17 protein-coding genes are annotated in these 17,483 nt (G+C 64.2%); 10 read left to right on the top strand and 7 right to left on the bottom strand.

Features of this window, described 5'->3' with window-relative positions; all coding sequences use genetic code 11:
• Window positions 1–3: 3 nt before the first annotated feature.
• Window positions 4–1,056 carry a sensor histidine kinase gene (locus tag AC1DYS_RS09700; RefSeq protein ID WP_477898407.1) on the bottom strand — a complete coding sequence of 351 codons (1,053 nt, stop codon included), beginning with the start codon at window positions 1,054–1,056 and terminating at the stop codon, window positions 4–6.
• A gap of 29 nt (window positions 1,057–1,085) precedes the next feature.
• Window positions 1,086–1,619: a DUF6622 family protein gene (locus AC1DYS_RS09705; protein ID WP_477898409.1), complete on the bottom strand. Its 534-nt coding sequence runs from the start codon at window positions 1,617–1,619 to the stop codon at window positions 1,086–1,088.
• Window positions 1,620–1,785: 166 nt separating this feature from the next.
• Between AC1DYS_RS09705 and AC1DYS_RS09710 the strand changes: the two genes are divergently transcribed.
• Entirely contained in the window at window positions 1,786–3,531 is a 1,746-nt protein-coding gene (locus AC1DYS_RS09710; protein ID WP_477898411.1) for a M14 family metallopeptidase, read from the top strand.
• A gap of 77 nt (window positions 3,532–3,608) precedes the next feature.
• On the opposite strand, the gene AC1DYS_RS09715 is transcribed toward AC1DYS_RS09710, so the two are convergent.
• Window positions 3,609–5,159, bottom strand: coding sequence for a helicase HerA-like C-terminal domain-containing protein (locus AC1DYS_RS09715; protein ID WP_477898413.1), 1,551 nt, complete (start codon window positions 5,157–5,159; stop codon window positions 3,609–3,611).
• Window positions 5,160–5,250: 91 nt separating this feature from the next.
• Here AC1DYS_RS09715 and AC1DYS_RS09720 point away from each other — a divergent pair, with 91 nt between their 5' ends.
• The 9 genes from AC1DYS_RS09720 to AC1DYS_RS09760 all read left to right on the top strand — a co-directional run bounded on the left by AC1DYS_RS09720 (window position 5,251) and on the right by AC1DYS_RS09760 (window position 13,278).
• Window positions 5,251–5,976 carry a YebC/PmpR family DNA-binding transcriptional regulator gene (locus tag AC1DYS_RS09720; protein ID WP_477898415.1) on the top strand — a complete coding sequence of 242 codons (726 nt, stop codon included), beginning with the start codon at window positions 5,251–5,253 and terminating at the stop codon, window positions 5,974–5,976.
• Window positions 5,973–7,265, top strand: a complete 1,293-nt coding sequence (purD, locus tag AC1DYS_RS09725; protein ID WP_477898417.1) for a phosphoribosylamine--glycine ligase — start codon at window positions 5,973–5,975, stop codon at window positions 7,263–7,265. The genes AC1DYS_RS09720 and purD overlap by 4 nt, the downstream gene beginning before the upstream one ends.
• Window positions 7,266–7,373: 108 nt before the next feature.
• Window positions 7,374–8,297 carry an oxygen-dependent coproporphyrinogen oxidase gene (gene hemF / locus AC1DYS_RS09730; RefSeq protein WP_477898419.1) on the top strand — a complete coding sequence of 308 codons (924 nt, stop codon included), beginning with the start codon at window positions 7,374–7,376 and terminating at the stop codon, window positions 8,295–8,297.
• On the top strand, window positions 8,294–8,887 hold the full coding sequence (nadD, locus tag AC1DYS_RS09735) for a nicotinate-nucleotide adenylyltransferase (RefSeq protein ID WP_477898421.1): 594 nt from the start codon (window positions 8,294–8,296) through the stop codon (window positions 8,885–8,887). Before hemF ends, nadD begins: the two co-directional genes overlap by 4 nt.
• On the top strand, window positions 8,888–9,544 hold the full coding sequence (gene rsfS / locus AC1DYS_RS09740; RefSeq protein ID WP_477898423.1) for a ribosome silencing factor: 657 nt from the start codon (window positions 8,888–8,890) through the stop codon (window positions 9,542–9,544). It begins immediately after the preceding gene.
• A complete protein-coding gene (gene rlmH / locus AC1DYS_RS09745; protein WP_477898425.1) occupies window positions 9,541–10,008 on the top strand; it encodes a 23S rRNA (pseudouridine(1915)-N(3))-methyltransferase RlmH in 468 nt (155 codons plus the stop codon). The genes rsfS and rlmH overlap by 4 nt, the downstream gene beginning before the upstream one ends.
• Window positions 10,001–10,603 (top strand): Maf family protein, encoded by a 603-nt coding sequence (locus AC1DYS_RS09750; protein ID WP_477898427.1) that lies wholly within the window; start codon window positions 10,001–10,003, stop codon window positions 10,601–10,603. The genes rlmH and AC1DYS_RS09750 overlap by 8 nt, the downstream gene beginning before the upstream one ends.
• A 39-nt stretch (window positions 10,604–10,642) precedes the next feature.
• Entirely contained in the window at window positions 10,643–12,145 is a 1,503-nt protein-coding gene (gene rng, locus AC1DYS_RS09755; protein WP_477898429.1) for a ribonuclease G, read from the top strand.
• On the top strand, window positions 12,142–13,278 hold the full coding sequence (locus AC1DYS_RS09760) for a glycosyltransferase family 9 protein (RefSeq protein ID WP_477898431.1): 1,137 nt from the start codon (window positions 12,142–12,144) through the stop codon (window positions 13,276–13,278). The genes rng and AC1DYS_RS09760 overlap by 4 nt, the downstream gene beginning before the upstream one ends.
• Here AC1DYS_RS09760 and AC1DYS_RS09765 read toward each other — a convergent pair.
• The 4 genes from AC1DYS_RS09765 to AC1DYS_RS09780 form a co-directional block, all read right to left on the bottom strand.
• Window positions 13,265–14,689, bottom strand: coding sequence for a glycosyltransferase (locus AC1DYS_RS09765; RefSeq protein WP_477898433.1), 1,425 nt, complete (start codon window positions 14,687–14,689; stop codon window positions 13,265–13,267). The genes AC1DYS_RS09760 and AC1DYS_RS09765 overlap by 14 nt on opposite strands.
• A gap of 42 nt (window positions 14,690–14,731) precedes the next feature.
• Window positions 14,732–15,391, bottom strand: a complete 660-nt coding sequence (locus AC1DYS_RS09770; protein ID WP_477898435.1) for a class I SAM-dependent methyltransferase — start codon at window positions 15,389–15,391, stop codon at window positions 14,732–14,734.
• A complete protein-coding gene (locus tag AC1DYS_RS09775; protein WP_477898437.1) occupies window positions 15,388–16,422 on the bottom strand; it encodes a glycosyltransferase in 1,035 nt (344 codons plus the stop codon). The genes AC1DYS_RS09770 and AC1DYS_RS09775 overlap by 4 nt, the downstream gene beginning before the upstream one ends.
• 117 nt (window positions 16,423–16,539) lie before the next feature.
• Window positions 16,540–17,469 carry a glycosyltransferase family 2 protein gene (locus tag AC1DYS_RS09780; protein WP_477898439.1) on the bottom strand — a complete coding sequence of 310 codons (930 nt, stop codon included), beginning with the start codon at window positions 17,467–17,469 and terminating at the stop codon, window positions 16,540–16,542.
• Window positions 17,470–17,483: the final 14 nt, after the last annotated feature.

The raw sequence follows: 17,483 nt of genomic DNA on the forward strand, positions 1-17,483 counted from the left end.
CGCTCAGGCGGTTCGGTTGAGGGGAATGCGAACGGTGGCGAGTGTGCCGCCTTCGCCGTCGTCGGGCGTGGCGAGAACCAGCGAGGCAACGTCGCCATACAGCGTGGACAGGCGCTCGCGTACCTGCGTCACACCGAAGTGCGTGCCGTCGTTCGCGACGCTGGACAGACCGACGCCGGTGTCACGCACGCTCAGCACGAGTTCGTTGCCTTCTGCGCGCGCCGTCACCAACAGCCGGCCACCGTCCAGATGCGGCTCCAGGCCGTGCTTGATGGCGTTCTCGACCAGCGGCTGCAGCAGCAACGTGGGCACGGCGAGCGGGCCCAGCGCTTCGGGGAAGTCGACCTGGGTCTGCAGCCGGTCGCCCATGCGGATCTTCATCAGCGCCAGGTAATCGTCGATGCGGCCAAACTCGGCCGACAGCGGGTGCAGCATGTTGCGCGATGCGGTGAGCGTGGAGCGCATGAAGGCGACCAGGTGGTCGAGCATCAGTTGGGCGCGAGGCGGGTCCATGCCGATCAGCACGCGCAGGTTGGCCAGCGTGTTGAAGAGCATGTGCGGCTCAAGTTGCGAGGCCAGCAGCTTGAGCTGGTTTTCGGCGGCGTCGCGCTGGGCGGTGGCGACGAGTTGTTCCAGCCGTTCGCCGCGGCCACGGGAATAGAAGAAGTAGCTGATCGCGCTGCTGGCCGTGAGCGCAAGGAACAGGTAGCCCAGGGATTTGCGCAGTGACTGCGACAGCTTGTCGACGGTCGAGCAGCCGCAGTAAAGATCACCGATCGCCGTGCCGAGGGCGTAGCCGCAGAGGATGCCCACCACCATCAGCACGACGCGACGCCACCCCACTGGCCAGTCGCTCTGCGGATCGCGCTGTTTGAAGAGAAGGCGCCCGAAGTCGATGCTGGCCCAGATGCACAGGCCGATGGCCTGTGAGTACACCATCTGGGTCAGCGGATCGTCGTTGCGCAGTGCCAGCCCGATTCCGATGACCGTGTTGAACCCCACGACGACGACGCCGTGTCGCAGGAAATAGGAGACGCTGTTCTTCTCGACGGGCATGGTGCTGGGCAGTCTACTTGGCGTGAGGCTCAGGCCAGGCTCAGCGCGCTGGCCGAAGGCGCCGTGCGCAGGATGCGCAGCGAACGCGCCAGGAACATGCCCGACAACGCACCGTAGACCAGCGGCATCACCATGCTGAACACCGTGCCGTGCGCCCAGTCGTGATGCAGCACCAGCGTCACCTTGGTGGCATAGCGCACGGCGAACACCAACCACATGCTCATCAGCGGCACGAGGCTGCCCTGGACGGCGTAGCGGCCGGCGCCTTCGTACTGCACCTTGCGCGGCCAGGCGACCCACTGGTTGGCTGCGACCGCCAAGGCCACGCCGATGACCCAGGCGGCCAGTACCTCGGTGTGCAGGCCGAAGGCGCTTGTCAGGCCCCACAGCGAGAACGCGCCCAAGGCCACCGGCGCGATGGCCAGGCGACGGGCCGTGACAACGTGGTCGGCGGCCTGCTTCAGACCCAGATAGGTGATGGCGGCCAGGATGCCCCATACCCATGGCGGTGTGTGGGCGAGGACTTGGTAGATGACCATGGAGAGGGGCAGATCGGTCGGCATGGCGGGCTCCGGGTTGGAATGCGATGGCGCCACTGTGCCGAGTGCAGTTCTCGCCGGTGAGGCTGGTGCGATGAAGCGATGGACCCCGGCGTGAAACGAGGCCAGTGCGGCGCGAAATGCGGCAGTGCGTGGCTATAGTCAGTGCTCCAAGCCTGCGGAGAGATGAATGGACCAAGCTGTTGCGAGCCCGTTGAAGCGGCGGGCTGCCGTGGTGATCGGAGTGGCTGGCCTCGTGGCCGGCTTGGTGGCGTGTGGAACGCCGCCGTCTTCTCCGCCGCCGCCGAGCGTGCCGGCTCAGGTCCAGCCGCAGACGCCTGCCCAGCCGCCCGCCGCTCCTGCCGCTCCTGCCCCCCAGCCGGTCGCTGCGGCGTCGCAACCCTACAGCGATGCGGTGGCCGCGCGCTTCCCGGAGCCGGCGGTGAGCTACCGCACGCCGGCGTTCTCCGATGATGGCCGAAGCGGTTTCACCACCAACGCCGAGCTGCAGTCGTGGGTGCGGGGACTGGGCACATACGGCACGGCTGGCGTGCATCTGCTGAACGTGGGCAGCTCGCAGAACGGTGTGCCGCTGGAGGCCTTGCTTTTCACCCGCAACCCGGACGCGAGCCCCGCTGCACTGGTGCGCAGCGGCCGGCCCACCGTGCTGCTGGTCGGACAACAGCACGGCGACGAGCCGGCCGGCAGCGAGGCGCTGCTGGTGCTGGCGCAAGAGCTGGCGCGCGGCCGGCTGCAGCCGCTGCTTGAGCGCATCAACGTCGTCGTCCTGCCGCGCGCCAACCCAGACGGCGCGCTGGCTAACCAGCGCGTGACCGCCAACGGCATCGATGCCAACCGCGACCACCTGCTGCTCAAGACCCCCGAGGCACTGGCCCAGGCGAAACTGGTCCGCGACTACCAGCCGGTGGTGGTGGTGGATGCCCACGAATACACCGTTGTTGGCCGTTTCCTGCAGAAGTTCGGCGCCTTGCAGCGCTACGACGCGCTGGTGCAGTACGCGACGACCGCCAACATGCCGCCCTTCGTGACCAAGGCGTCGGAAGAGTGGTTCAGGCAGCCTTTGCTGAAGAGCCTTGAGCAGCAGAACCTGACTTCGCAGTGGTACTACACCACCTCGACCGACCTGGCAGACAAGAAGCTCTCCATGGGCGGCACGCAGCCCGACACCGGCCGCAACGTGAACGGGCTCGCCAACGCCGTCAGCATCCTGATCGAGACGCGCGGCGTGGGCATCGGCCGCATGCACCTGAAACGGCGCGTGCACACCCATGTGACGGCCATCACCAGCGTGTTGCAAAGCGCTGCCGACCGGGCGGGCGACCTCGTGAAGCTGCGGCAGTACGTGGACGCCGAAGTCAGCGCCAAGGCCTGCCAGGGCCAGATGGTGGTGGAGGCCGGGCCCACGGCCGCTGAATTCACCTTGCAGATGATCGACCCCGTCACCGGCATCGACAAACCCGTCACCGTGAGCTGGGATTCATCGCTCGCGCTACAAGACCTGAAGGTGCGCAACCGGCCGTGTGGCTACTGGCTGGCGGCCGACCAAGGCGATGCAGTGGCCCGCCTGCGCAACCTGGGCGTGCGGGTGGAGCAGGTGGCTGCCGTGGGCGTGGTGCAAGGCGAGACCTACACTGAAACTTCACGTGAAGAAGGCCCGCGGCAGGACGTGCGCGGCACCATTGCCGATGCCGGCAGCAGCGTGCTGCGGGTTGAAGTGCAAACCACGCCCGCACTGCTTGACGCACCGGTCGGCAGCTACTACGTGCCGCTGAGCCAGCCCTTCGCCAACCTGGCGATTGCCGCGCTGGAGCCGGACACGCAGAACAGCTACTTTGCCAACCGCATCATCAGCGCCGTCGGCAAGCAGGCGCGTGTGACCACGCTGCCGGGCATCAAGCTGGTGGTGATGCCCTGAAACGCGGGCGGCGGACCGAGTAGCGGGCCGCACCCCGTTGGGGATCAGCCAACTTGCTCGCCGGCTGAGGGACAGCTCTAGCGTCCCTTGCGTCCGCCGAAGATGCCGCCCAGCACGCCGCGGATGATCTCGCGGCCGACGCTCGAGCCCATGGTGCGGATGGCCGACTTGGCCATGGTCTGGGCCAGGCCATCGTGCTTGGCGCCGCGGGGTCCGGTGGTGCCGAATAGCACATCGTTCAAGCCGCCGAGGATGCCGCCGCCCGGTGCTGCGGCGGTGCCTGCCGGCACGGTGCCCGAACCCTGGGGCTGCTTCTGTGCTGCGTCCGCTCCGGCAATGGCGCGGCCCTTCAGTTTCTCGTAGGCCGATTCGCGGTCGACCGTTTTCTCGTAGACACCGGCCACCAGCGAGCTGGCGATGAGCGCCTTGCGCTGCTCGGGGGTGATGGGCCCGATCTGGCTGCCCGGGGGCAGCACGAACACGCGTTCGGTGATGCTCGGCCGGCCTTTCTCGTCGAGCATGCTGATCAGCGCCTCGCCCACGGCGAGTTCGGTGATTGCCGTTTCGATGTCGAGTCCCGGCTTGGCGCGCATGGTGCTCGCAGCGGCCTTCACCGCCTTCTGGTCGCGCGGCGTAAAGGCGCGCAACGCGTGCTGCACGCGGTTGCCGAGCTGGGCGAGCACGGTGTCGGGGATGTCGAGCGGGTTCTGCGTCACGAAGTACACGCCGACGCCCTTGGATCGCACCAGGCGCACCACTAGTTCGATGCGCTCGATGAGCGCCGTGGGGGCATCCTTGAACAGCAGGTGGGCCTCGTCGAAGAAGAACACCAGCTTCGGCTTCTCGAGGTCGCCGACTTCCGGCAGCTGCTCGAACAGCTCGGACAGCATCCACAGCAGGAAGGTGGCGTACAGCCTGGGCGCGTTCATCAGCTTGTCGGCGCTCAGGATGTTGATCACACCCTGGCCGCCATCGGCCGTCTGCATGAAGTCGGCGATGTTGAGCATGGGCTCGCCGAAGAACTTGTCGCCACCTTGCTCGCTGATCTGCAGCAGGCCGCGCTGCACCGCGCCGATGCTGGCGGCGCTCACGTTGCCGTATTCGGTGGTGAACTGGCTGGCGTTGTCGCCCACATGCTGCAGCATCGCGCGCAGGTCTTTCAGGTCGAGCAGCAGCATGCCGTTGTCGTCTGCGATCTTGAACACCAGGTTCAGCACGCCGGCCTGGGTTTCGTTCAGCGCCAGCATGCGGGCGAGCAGCAGTGGGCCCATGTCGCTGACGGTGGCGCGAACCGGGTGGCCCTGCTCGCCGAACACGTCCCAGAGCGTGGCAGGGCAGGCGGCGGACACGGGCGTGTCGATGCCGCGCTCCTTCAGCACGGCGGCCAGTTTGTCGCTGACCTTGCCGGCCTGGGTGATGCCGGTCAGGTCGCCCTTCACGTCGGCCATGAAGACCGGCACGCCGATCTTGCTGAAGTTCTCGGCCAGGGTCTGCAGGGTGATGGTCTTGCCCGTGCCGGTGGCACCGGTGATGAGCCCGTGGCGGTTCGCCAGGGCAGGGAGCAGGAAGCACTCGGTCGTCTCTTGTTGGGAGATGACGTGCTTGGCGATGAGGATGGGCTCGGCCATGAAGATGCTCCCGGAGAGGGCAAGTAAAATCGCAGTGTATTGAATATGCGGTGCGCCTTGCGCCGCGACAAAGAAGACGGAGCATCGTTTCATGGCGGGACATTCCAAGTGGGCCAACATCCAGCACCGCAAGGGCCGGCAAGACGAAAAGCGCGGCAAGGTCTGGACGCGGGTCATCCGTGAAATCATGGTCGCAGCCCGCCAGGGCGGCGGCGACGTGAAAGAAAACCCGCGGCTGCGCCTGGCAGTGGAGAAGGCCAAGGCGGCCAACATGCCGTCCGACACGATCAAGAAGAACATCGACAAGGCCACCGGCAACCTCGAAGGCGTGCACTACGAGGAGATCCGCTACGAGGGCTACGGCATCGGCGGGGCTGCGATCATCATCGACACCATGACCGACAACAAGGTGCGCACCGTGGCCGAGGTGCGCCACGCCTTCAGCAAGTACGGCGGCAACCTGGGCACCGAAGGTTCGGTCGCCTTTCAGTTCAAGCACTGCGGGCAACTGGTGTTCGCCCCGGGCACGAATGAAGACAAGGTATTGGAAGTGGCGCTTGAAGCCGGCGCCGACGACGTGGTGACGGGCGACGACGGGTCGATCGAAGTGCTGACCCCGCCGCATGACTTCGAGGCCGTGAAAGCTGCCCTCGAAGCCGCAGGCCTGAAGCCCGAGATGACCGAGGTGACCATGCGTGCCGAGAACCCCATCGAACTGGCTGGTGAAGACGCGCAGCGCATGCAGAAGCTGCTCGACGTGCTCGAAGACCTGGACGACACGCAAGAGGTCTTCCACAACGCGGTGATCAACGAATGAAAGTTCTCGTCATCGGCTCGGGAGGCCGTGAACATGCCCTGGCCTGGAAGCTGGCGCAATCGCCCAAGGTGCAGTCCGTCTACGTGGCACCTGGCAATGGCGGCACGGAGCTGAGCGAGCATCTGCACAGCCTCGCCATCACCGATGTGAAGGAACTGGCCGACTTCGCCCAGTCCGAAAAGATTGCACTCACCGTGGTCGGCCCCGAGGGTCCGCTGGCGGCTGGCGTGGTCGATGAGTTCCGTTCGCGCGGGCTGCGCATCTTCGGCCCGACACGGGCTGCGGCGCAGCTGGAAAGCTCGAAGGCCTTCGCCAAGGACTTCATGAAGCGCCACGCGATTCCGACGGCAGCCTACGAGGCCTTCTCGGAGGTGGAGAAGGCGCACGCCTATGTCGACAAGATGGGCGCGCCCATCGTCATCAAGGCCGACGGCCTGGCAGCAGGCAAGGGCGTGGTCGTGGCCATGAGCCTGGCCGAGGCGCACGAGGCCGTCGACTGGATGCTGGCGAACGACGCCAAGGACAACAAGCTCGGCGTGCAGCACAACGCCGGCGGCGCCCGGGTCGTGATCGAAGAGTTTCTGCAGGGCGAAGAAGCCAGCTTCATCGTGTTGTGCGACGGCAAGAACGTGTTGCCGCTGGCCACCAGCCAGGACCACAAGCGCCTGCAAGACGGCGACCAGGGCCCCAACACCGGTGGCATGGGCGCCTACTCGCCGGCACCGGTCGTCACGCCCAACGTGCATGCGCGGGCGATGCAAGACATCATCCTGCCGACCATCGAAGGCATGGCGCGCGACGGCATTCCGTTCACCGGATTTCTGTACGCTGGCCTGATGATCGACGAGCACGGCGTACCCAAGACGCTGGAGTTCAACACCCGCATGGGTGACCCCGAGACGCAGCCCATCATGATGCGGCTGAAGACCGATCTGTTCGACGTCTTCATGGCCGCAACCGAGGGCACGCTGGACGAGGTCGAGCTGCAATGGGACCGCCGCGTGGCGCTGGGCGTGGTGATGGCGGCTGCGGGCTACCCGCTGTCGCCACGCAAAGGTGACGCCATCACCGGCCTGCCTGCCGACGGGACCGATGCCATGGTCTTTCATGCCGGCACGGTTGCGCAGGGCAAGACCGTGCTGACATCGGGCGGCCGCGTGCTGTGCGTCACCGCACTCGGTGACTCGGTGAAGATCGCACAGCAGCGCGCCTACGATCTGCTGCAATCCATTCGCTTCGACGGCGCCCAGTACCGGCGCGACATCGGGTTCAGAGCCATCAAGCGGTGACCCCCCAGTCGCTTTCGCTCCWGCCCCCAAGGGGCGCTACCCTAGGGCCACGGCGAAGTCGGTTCCCCGGGGCGTTGCTGGATAAGCTCGTTTGCTTCTCGTCGTGACATGAATACCCAAGACGTTCGGGCCTATCTGCTGGGCCTGCAAGACAGCATCATCGGCGCGATGGAAGCTGAGAGCGGCGAGGCGTTCCAGACCGATGGCTGGGTGCGCCCGGCCGGCGAGCGTTTGCAGGGCGACGGCCAGTCGCGCCTGATCGAAGGCGGGCGGCTGCTCGAACGTGGCGGTTGCAACTTCTCCCATGTCAAAGGGCAGGCGATGCCGCCTTCGGCCACGCAGCACCGGCCTGAGTTGGCTGGCGCGCCATTCGAGGCGATGGGCGTGTCGCTGGTCTTCCATCCGCGCAACCCGTATGTGCCGACGGTGCACATGAACGTGCGCATGTTCGCCGCGCTCCCCGAAGGGCGCGAGCCGGTGGTGTGGTTCGGCGGCGGCATGGACCTCACGCCGTATTACGGCTTCGAAGAAGACGCTCAGCACTTTCATCGTGCGAACCGCGATGCGCTGCAGCCTTTCGGCGACGACAAGTACCCGCGCTTCAAGAAGTGGTGCGACGAGTACTTCTTCCTGAAGCACCGCAACGAGCCGCGTGGCATCGGTGGCGTGTTCTTCGATGACTTTTCCGAAGGCGGCTTCGAGCGCAGCTTCGAGCTGATGCGTTCGGTGGGCGATGCTTTCGTGGGTGCTTACCTGCCCATCGTGCAGCGCCGCAAAGAGCTGCTCTACGGCGAGCGCGAGCGTGAGTTCCAGACCTACCGGCGTGGCCGTTACGTCGAATTCAACCTGGTGTTCGACCGCGGCACGCTGTTCGGTTTGCAGTCGGGCGGCCGCACCGAGAGCATCCTGATGTCGATGCCGCCGGTGGTGACCTGGCGCTACAACTGGTCGCCCGAAGAAGGCACGCCCGAGGCACGGCTCTACAGCGATTTCTTGAGGCCGCGCGATTGGGCTGCTGAGGCGGGTGTTTGAAGCGCATCGGCCTCTTCGGCGGAAGCTTCGATCCCGTGCACAGCGCCCATGTGGCGCTGGCACGCCTGGCTTTATCGGAAATGCAGCTGGACGAGGTGCGCTGGGTTCCTGCGGGCCAGGCATGGCAAAAGACAGCGCAGCTGGTGCCGGCACACCACCGCGAAGCCATGGTTCGCCTGGCGGTTGCCGACGAACCGCAGTTCGTGCTCGAGCGATGCGAACTGCAGCGCCGCGGCCCGAGCTTCACGCTCGACACGGTGCGCGAGCTTCAGGAACGCGAGCCCGGCCACGACTGGTTTCTCATCGTGGGCCAGGACCAGTACGCCGGCCTTCACACCTGGCGCGACTGGCGAGAGCTGCTGACACGCGTCACCTTGGCGGTGGCCAACCGCCCCGGGCTCATCCCCAGACCGCATGCCGACGTGGAGCGTGTGCCACACACCGTGGTGGCGCTGCCGATGATGGATATTTCGTCTACCGAGATTCGCGAGCGCATTGCCGCGGGCTTGGGGATAGACAATCTGGTGCCCGCCGCCGTGGCAGGCTATATTGACCAACACCGCCTCTACCGAGGTTCTCCTGGGAGCTGAATGGACATCCGTAAACTGCAACGCGCCATCGTCGATGGTCTGGAAGACGTGAAAGCACAAGGCATTCAGGTCTACGACACCGAGCATCTGTCACCACTGTTCGAACGAGTGGTCATTGCCTCCGGCACATCGAACCGACAAACCAAGGCGCTTGCCGCCAGCGTGCGCGATGCCGTCAAATCCAAAGGCTTTCCGGTGCTGCGCACCGAGGGCGAAGACAACGGCGAATGGATCATCGTGGACTGCGGCGCGGCCGTCGTGCACGTGATGCAGCCGGCCATCCGCGACTACTACCACCTCGAAGAGATCTGGGGCGACAAGCCGGTCAAGCTCAAGATCGACATTGCGCCGGCCAAGCTGGTGAAGGCCGCCGAGCCGGACAAGCCTGCGGCCAAGAAAGCGGTGACCAAGAAGGCACCCGCCAAGAAGGTGGCGGCGAAGAAAGTGGCTGCCAAGGCAGCGCCGGCCAAGAAGGCGGCTCCTGCCAAAAAGGCCGCCCCCGCGAAGAAGGTGGCGGCGAAGAAGGCACCGGCCAAGCGCGCCGCGCCGACCAAAGCGGTGGTGACAAGAACCGTGGGCGTCAAGAAGAGCGCAGCGCCCGCCAAGAAGCCGGCGGCCAAGAAAGCTGCGCCGAAAAAGACCTCCACCCGGGCGTGAAACTCCTGCTGGTCGCCGTGGGCCAGCGGCAGCCCGCCTGGGCTGAGACGGCCTACGACGATTTCGCCAAGCGCTTTCCGCCGGAGATGCGCCTGGAGCTCAAGGCGGTGAAGGCCGAGACGCGCGGCTCCAAGACGGCAGACCAGTTGATGGCAGCCGAGGCCGGCCGCATTGAGGCTGCACTGCCCAAGGGTGTGCGGCGAGTAGTGCTCGATGAGCGCGGCGACCGGCTCACCACGATGCAGCTGTCGGCACGCATGAAGGCCTGGATGCACGACGGGCGCGACGTGGCGCTCGTGGTCGGTGGCCCTGACGGGCTTGACGCCACACTGAAGCAAAGTGCCGACGAGACGCTGCGTCTTTCGGACCTGACCTTGCCGCATGCCTTCGTGCGTGTGCTCCTCGCCGAGGCGCTGTACCGGGCCTGGACGGTGATGGTCAATCACCCGTACCACCGTGAGTGATTTCATCTACCTCGCTTCGCAGAGCCCACGACGAAGGCAACTGCTCGAGCAGATCGGCGTGCGGCATGAGCTGTTGCTCGCCGGGCTGGAAGAAGATGCCGAAGCACTCGAGGCCGAGCGCGTCGGCGAGTTGCCCGCTGACTACGTCCAGCGCGTCACCCGTGCCAAGCTGCATGCCGCCAAGGCGCGCTGGGCGTTGCGTGGCCTGCCGCCCGCGCCCATCCTCTGCTCCGACACCACCGTTGCGCTGGGCCGCCGCATTCTGGGCAAGCCTGCAGATGCGGCCGATGCCCGCAACACCCTATCCTTGTTGTCCGGGCAAACGCATCGGGTGATCACGGCTGTTGCGGTGGCTGCCGGGCAGAATGAGGCCCTTGCGGTGAACATCTCGCATGTTCGATTCACGCCGATCACGCGTAGCCAGATCGATGCCTACATCGATAGCGGCGAGCCCTTCGGCAAGGCAGGCGCCTATGCCATCCAGAGCAGCGCGGCCGCCTGGATAGCCCATATCGACGGGAGCTACTCCGGTATCATGGGTTTGCCTCTGTACGAGACGGCCCAGCTGCTGAAACAAGCACGCGTGAAGTTCTAGCGCCGTTGTTGTCGGCGCACACAAGAGACCCGTCCTTCCATGCAAGACATCCTCATCAACTGGGCGCCCCAGGAAACGCGTGTAGCTGTGGTCGAGAACGGCGCCGTGCAAGACCTTTACGTCGAGCGTACCCTCGAGCGCGGCCTGGTTGGCAACATCTACGCCGGCCGCGTGGCGCGTGTTCTGCCCGGCATGCAATCGGCCTTCATCGACATCGGCCTCGAGCGCGCTGCATTCCTGCATGTGGCCGATGTGCATGTGGCCGGTGCCAACGGCGGGCGCCTCGAGCACGGCCCCGGCGTGCCGCCCCCACTGCCCATCGAGCGACTGGTTTTCGAAGGCCAGACCCTCACCGTCCAGGTGATCAAGGACCCGATCGGCACCAAGGGCGCACGCCTGTCGACGCAGATCAGCATTGCCGGGCGCATGCTGGTGTTCCTGCCGCAAGACGACCACATCGGCATCTCGCAAAAGATCGGCTCGCACGAGCTGCGCGAGCAACTGCGCTCGCGCATGAACCTGTTGGCCGGCAAGCCCGAAGAGGGCAGTGGCACCACGTACGCGGGTGGCGGGTTCATCCTGCGAACCAATGCCGAAGATGCGACMGACGAAGAGCTGGCCGATGACATCGCCTACCTGCGCAAGACCTGGGGCGCCATCCGCGAGCGCAGCTTCAAGTCGCCACCCGGCTCGCTGCTGCACCAGGACCTGAGCCTGGTCGAGCGCGTGTTGCGCGACTTGGCCAACGACTCTACCCAATCGATCCGCATCGACTCCCGCATGCAGTTCGACCAGTTGGTGACCTTCGGGACGGAGTTCACGCCCGGTTCGGTGGCCAAGCTTGTTCACTACAAGGGTGAGCGGCCGATCTTCGATCTGTACAACATCGACGAAGAGATTGCGAAGGCGCTGGCGCGCCGCGTCGACCTGAAGTCAGGCGGCTACCTGATCATCGACCAGACCGAAGCGCTCACCACCATCGACGTGAACACCGGCGGCTACGTCGGCGCACGCAACTTCGACGACACCATCTTCAAGACCAACCTCGAAGCCACGCAATCTATTGCGCGCCAGCTGCGCCTGCGCAACCTCGGCGGCATCATCATCATTGACTTCATCGACATGACGCGCGAGGAGCACCAGGCCACCGTGCTCACCGAATTGCGCAAGCAACTCGGGCGCGACCGGACCAAGATCACCGTCAGCGGCTTCACCCAGCTCGGCCTCGTGGAGATGACCCGCAAACGCACCCGCGAATCGCTGGCCCACATGCTGTGCGAACCGTGCCCCATCTGCGACGGCAAAGGCCAGGTGAAGACACCGCGAAGCGTGTGCTACGACATCCTGCGCGAGATATTGCGCGAAGCGCGGCAGTTCAATCCCAAGGAATTCCGCATCGTCGCTTCGGCGGCGGTGGTGGAGATGCTGCTCGATGAAGAGAGTCAGCACCTGGCGGGGTTGAGCGACTTCATCGGCAAGCCGATCTCGCTGCAGGCCGAGGCGGCGGGGTCGCCGGAGCAGTACGACATTGTGTTGATGTGAAGCTGACGGGTCTTTTGCAGGGCCGCGCGTTGCKGGCGGACGACGAATTTCGACGGATCATCGTGATCGTCACCCGGCAGATCGGCGATGTGCTGCTGACGACGCCACTGATCCATGCTGCGAAGCAGCGTTGGCCCGCAGCGCAGATCGACGTCTTGGGTTTTGCAGGCACGCTCGGCATGCTCAAGGGAAACGCCGATGTGTCGAATCTGATCGAAGTGCGTCCGGATTCAGGCTGGAGCAGCTCGGTGCCCTTGATTGCTCGGCTCTGGCGGCGCTACGACCTGGCCTTGATCGCGCAGCACACCGATCGCGCTCATCTCTACGGCTGGTTCGCCGCTGGCGCGCGCAGTGGGCAGGTTCCGGAGAACCGGCGTTCCCGGTGGAAGACTGCACTGCTGGGGCATGCCGTGCCTCTCGGCGTAAAGCACACGCACGTGGTGATCGAGAAGATGCGCCTGCTCTCACCCTGGCTACCACAACTCCCAGAGCCCAGGGTGCAGCCTCCTCCATCGGCACCATTGCCGCCAGAGTTGGTGGCAAAGCTTGGCCCCCACTACACGGTAATGCAGGTGCCTTCGCTTGTTCACTACAAGCAATGGCCTGTTCGGCACTACGCCCAGCTGGTTCGTGACTGGGCAGCCGCGCAGGGGCACCCGGTGGTGTTGACCGGCGGGCCCTCTTCGCGCGATCGGGCCATCGTCGACGGGGTGATGACCTTGAGTGGCGATGCCGCGATTGACGCGGCCGGGCAGCTCGACTTGAACCAGATGGTCACGCTGCTGTCAGGTGCGTCCTTGTACATCGGTCCTGACACGTCGATCACGCATCTTGCAACGGCTTGCGGCATTCCGGTGATTGCGCTGTTCGGCCCGACCAACCCCAGGCTCTGGGGACCATGGCCTGTCGGATGGCCGGTGGAGCAGCCGTACGAGCGAAGCGGCGTGCGGCAGCAGCGCCGGAACGTCGTGTTGCTGCAGGGAGAGCAGGCCTGCGTGCCGTGCAGCCGGGAGGGCTGCGACCGTCATCGCGACAGTCGGAGCGAATGTCTGGAGACGATGATGCCGGAACGTGTGATGGCCGAGGCAGCCTTGCTTGTCGGCACCGGCGAGTCAGCGATCAAGCCGCCTTGATGCTGCGATACGGCGCAATGAATTTGCGGTCTTCCAGCCAGCCATAGCCCGACAGAACCGACATCCGATCGCGCCCGTGCTGCACCTGAGTCAGCAGCGAGGGGCGCACCCAGCCTCGATCCACGTGCTCGCGGATCTGGTCGACGGAAATGAAGCCGTCCTCCACCGCTTCGATCAACTCGTGGACCCACAGGTGGCCGTTGCGGTTCTTCGCGTACACCCACGGTTGCGTGCTCATGTCTGTGTAGTGCAGCAGGGATGTGACACCCGGTTCATGGTGCTCAAGCGAATTCCATGTCGGCGGGATGGCCGCTCTCTGTGCGGGCACCAGCGCCATGTCGTACATGAGCTGTTCGTAGCTGAGCGTTCCGCTGTCGAGCAGGTCGATGATCTTTTCCGGCGTCCAGTCGAGTGCGCCGCAGTCGAGCAGCATGACGCTGAACTGTGGGCGCCGCGACGTGTTGTCTGCCGGTTGTGCCGCCAGCAGGTGTGCGCCGTCGAAAGGGATTGTCCATAGCCCCCGAATGTCGCGGAAGACCTGCATGTCTGAATCGAGGTAGATCGCCCGGCCGCGGTGGCCCGCAATTTCAGGGATGGTGAAGCGTTGGAACGAAAACGGCGTTCGCGGGTGGTTCTTCGGGTTCTTCGGTGTCGCGAAGGGAATGTCGAAGGTATGCAATGGAACGACTTCGACGCGCATGCTCGCGTGCCGACGGATCGAGTGCTCGAGCACACGCACCGACAACATCTGCTCCTGCTGGCTACCCACGTACACGCGGATGGGAGATTCGATGTCGAGCGGCGCGTAATCGACCCCGGTGCTCATCAGCGTGCGTGCGAAGCCCTGGAATTGCACGTCGTAACTGGGCTGGCCGTTGTTGAGACGGGTCTGGTCCTTGAGGTCGGTGAACGAACTGCCGTACGAGACGCCACCATCGATCCCCAGTGACCGAACGGTCTTGACACCGGCCAGCGCGAGCAGGTTCAGCGCGGCTTCTGCACTGAAAGCCGCGGCGCGCACCATCGGCCCGGGGCCGTGCCGCTTCTTCGATGTGGACAGGTCATACCAGAGCAGCCGGCCCTGCGCTTCGAGCCGCTGGAGCACCGGCATCTCATTGACCCAGTGTTCCAGCGTTTTCTCGCCCAACAGATTGCCGGTGTGGGGAACCCATGGCATCACCAGCACCCCCGCATGGCGCTCGATGGCTTCCGCGCAAGGAGCAATGACCTCGATGTCGATCATGTGCGCCACGTCGACAGGACCTTCGCGGATGACGTGGTTGAGGCTCAGCTTGGCGTAAGGGGATAGGTCGAAGGTATGGCGCTTGTCGAACGACGGACCTTTTCCCAGCATCAGCCAGGGCTGTGCCGGATCTCGGCGTTGCTTGAACCAATCGAAAAAACTATTCATGTGTTGCTCCGCACCTGAGATCACAGCACGTGGCCGCGTGCTTCACGAGGGGATTTTGTCCGCGACAACGAGGCACGTCATTGGGTACGTTCGTCGTTGCAGGCGTTTAAATAGTTTCCCAAAGAGACGTGCGCGTCGGTCTCGCAGACCAAGAGCCTCTGCGAAGAAAGGCGAAAGATTGATCTGGTTGATATGAGCTTTCAACCTAATGCGAAAGCCGCTCTGAGCGACCAGTTCAGCAATGGAGTCGACATCCCAGAAGTTGACGTGGGTACGGTCGATCCAGTGATTGAAGATGATCCCACTGCCACGCATGCCCGGCGTGAGATCGCAGTTGGGAACAGTCAATATCAGGCCTTGCCGGCAAACTCGAAAGTATTCGGCCATCGCTTTGCCGGGATCCGGCAGATGTTCGAGTGTCTCGAAAGAAAGAATCGTGTCGACGGCGTTGTCGGGGAGCGTTAGCTGCTGGGCATCCGACACACTGAACAACTCGGGGCGGGCAACCCAGGCATCAAACGTTCGGTAGTCCACGCCTCGGATTCGCAGACGATCTGCAAGATGCAGCACATAGGCCCCATTCCCGCAACCAACGTCCAGAACTTCGCCGCCAGCGTACTCAAGGATAGCGGCAAGGCGTTCGGGATTGAGGCCACGGGCGGCGTAGTCCGGATGTGAAGATGAGGCCGCTGGTGCTTTCATACAGTCTCAGGAACCGTTTCTGATGCACTTTGAAGACCCATCCGAGCGCCCACGTTTGCGGCGAAATCATCCCAACTGCAATGCTGCACCGTCTCGTGCACATTGCATTCGACGGTGAATGCTCGCTCGATCAGCAGACAGACGGTTTGGGCAGTCGCGCCGACATCGAAGATGAAGCCGCTCTCGCCGTGTTTGATGATATCCGGCGCGAATCCTGTGTTGCTCGCGACCGGAACAACGTTCGACATCATGGCCTCGAGCAGCGGGATAGGCCCGCCTTCGAGTTCCGAGGCCGAAACGAACACACTCATCTGTGCGTAGTAGCGCGGGTACTCGGTGTAGTCTGCTTCGATGTATTCGAAGTTGCTGAGCGATGTCAGTTCCGCAAAACGGCCGTACCTCTGCCAGCCCCGTCCCAACAGGAGGAATTGGCGGTGTGGCAAGAGGCGAACGATATCGAAAATGAGGTCTGGCGACTTGCGCTCGTAGAACGCTGAGCAGAAGCCTACTTTGCCGTCTGGGCTCCGCACATGCGGCTGATAGTGCCGTGGGTCAGCTGCGCCCACTTCGACGCTCAGTTTGTGAGCCTCGACGCCGAGGTTGGACAACTCGGCGCTGAGCGCGCGGTTCATGCAGATGACACCGTCGCTGCCGTTGAGAAGCTTGCCAAGCATGGCATTGTCGATACCGTGTTTGGATGGTTCCAGGTGGGTCGCGAAGATGAAGCTTCGTGCCCGGTAGGCAGGCGACATCAGGGACAAAGCCTGGATGTAGTACATGTAGTGCGAGAAGAAGTAGCGGCGCGAGGGCGGCAACTTCGTGCCGGCTGGGCACAGCCGCACCGCGGCGCCCGTCAACCGCGAAGCGATCTCACGGCAGATCGCGTCGAGGATCCAGCCCTTGGCGTTAAGCGGTGCGGTGACGAAGACCACATCGACTGGTGCCTCGTTCTTGTCGAGGCGGGCCATTGTGCGACCGAGCAAACGGACGAAGCGTTTGACGGTCGCCGAACTGAAGAAAGAAAGGCGCATGGATCGCCGATGCGTGCTCATGCCAAAACTGCCATGGCAGAGGTGTTGAAAGAGGCAGGTTGATCAAAACCGGAACGCACAGATCGATGCCTTTCCTGTGCTGAAGCACCATAAGAGTCATTCGCCATAGCCAATACGCAATCGCGTGCTTCCCACACCCCAGAACTTGCGCCAACGCCACGACAGTGGCACCCGCCGAGGCGGATTCAATGCGGCTCGGCCGAGCGTTCCCCAATTCGGGGATTCCAACAGGCCGCGAAGATACTCTTGCTTCGCAAGTTCGGGCTCAAGAGCCTCTTGCACCCTTGAGAGAAATGGCGTGTGTTTAGCATCGGACAGTAACTGCTGCAACTCGGCCAGATGCCTGCGGTTCTGCATCCCCAGCCGGCGCAGTCGATCTGCTGCGCTGGGTGATGGCTGGCGCGCTGACGTACCGCCGCTGCGGTAGCGCACCAGCGGTTCTGGCAGTGTGAGGGCCTTGCCGGCGCAGATCGCGCGGAACACAAGAATCTGGTCTTCGTAGGCGATGTCGGGCAAGAGGGGGCCGAAGCGATCGAAGAGACGCCGGGTCCAGGCGTGAGCGGCACCGATGACATACGGTTTGCGCGCCAGCCAGTCATCCAGGCTTCGCCATTGAGCGAGGTCATCGACAGCGATTGTTGCCCGCAGCGTGCCGTTTTCATCCATGGCGGTCAACGGGGTGGCGATGAGGTCGAGTGTGCAGTCGGACTGCATCCAGGCTTGTTGCAACCGTTGCACGCGTGTGGGCTCGGAGATGTCGTCCCCGGCCGCGACGACCAGAAGCTCTCCGCGGCTCTCTCGCACCAGCGTGTTGATGTGCTCGCCGATGCCGAGGTTGTGCTCGTTTCGCCGTGCAACCACTTGGTGAGGGCCGCGGTAGTCGCGTGCCAATGACGCCATCTCGTCAAAGGTACCGTCGGTGGAGGCGTCGTCAGACAACAGGATTTCGAGCGGCGAGCCTTCCTGATTCAGCACCGACTTCACTGCTTCACGAACGAGCGGACGTTGGTTGTAGGCGAGGAACAAGACACTCGTCGTCA

It is taken from the genome of Rhizobacter sp. P2_G4 (assembly GCF_056403575.1).

Excerpts from the sequence above, each read along its gene's own strand:
- AC1DYS_RS09700 (WP_477898407.1), bottom strand. The coding sequence starts at position 1,056 with ATGCCCGTCGAGAAGAACAGCGTCTCCTATTTCCTGCGACACGGCGTC.
- AC1DYS_RS09705 (WP_477898409.1), bottom strand. The coding sequence starts at position 1,619 with ATGCCGACCGATCTGCCCCTCTCCATGGTCATCTACCAAGTCCTCGCC.
- AC1DYS_RS09710 (WP_477898411.1), top strand. The coding sequence starts at position 1,786 with ATGGACCAAGCTGTTGCGAGCCCGTTGAAGCGGCGGGCTGCCGTGGTG.
- AC1DYS_RS09715 (WP_477898413.1), bottom strand. The coding sequence starts at position 5,159 with ATGGCCGAGCCCATCCTCATCGCCAAGCACGTCATCTCCCAACAAGAG.
- AC1DYS_RS09720 (WP_477898415.1), top strand. The coding sequence starts at position 5,251 with ATGGCGGGACATTCCAAGTGGGCCAACATCCAGCACCGCAAGGGCCGG.
- purD (WP_477898417.1), top strand. The coding sequence starts at position 5,973 with ATGAAAGTTCTCGTCATCGGCTCGGGAGGCCGTGAACATGCCCTGGCC.
- hemF (WP_477898419.1), top strand. The coding sequence starts at position 7,374 with ATGAATACCCAAGACGTTCGGGCCTATCTGCTGGGCCTGCAAGACAGC.
- rsfS (WP_477898423.1), top strand. The coding sequence starts at position 8,888 with ATGGACATCCGTAAACTGCAACGCGCCATCGTCGATGGTCTGGAAGAC.
- AC1DYS_RS09765 (WP_477898433.1), bottom strand. The coding sequence starts at position 14,689 with ATGAATAGTTTTTTCGATTGGTTCAAGCAACGCCGAGATCCGGCACAG.
- AC1DYS_RS09770 (WP_477898435.1), bottom strand. The coding sequence starts at position 15,391 with ATGAAAGCACCAGCGGCCTCATCTTCACATCCGGACTACGCCGCCCGT.
- AC1DYS_RS09775 (WP_477898437.1), bottom strand. The coding sequence starts at position 16,422 with ATGCGCCTTTCTTTCTTCAGTTCGGCGACCGTCAAACGCTTCGTCCGT.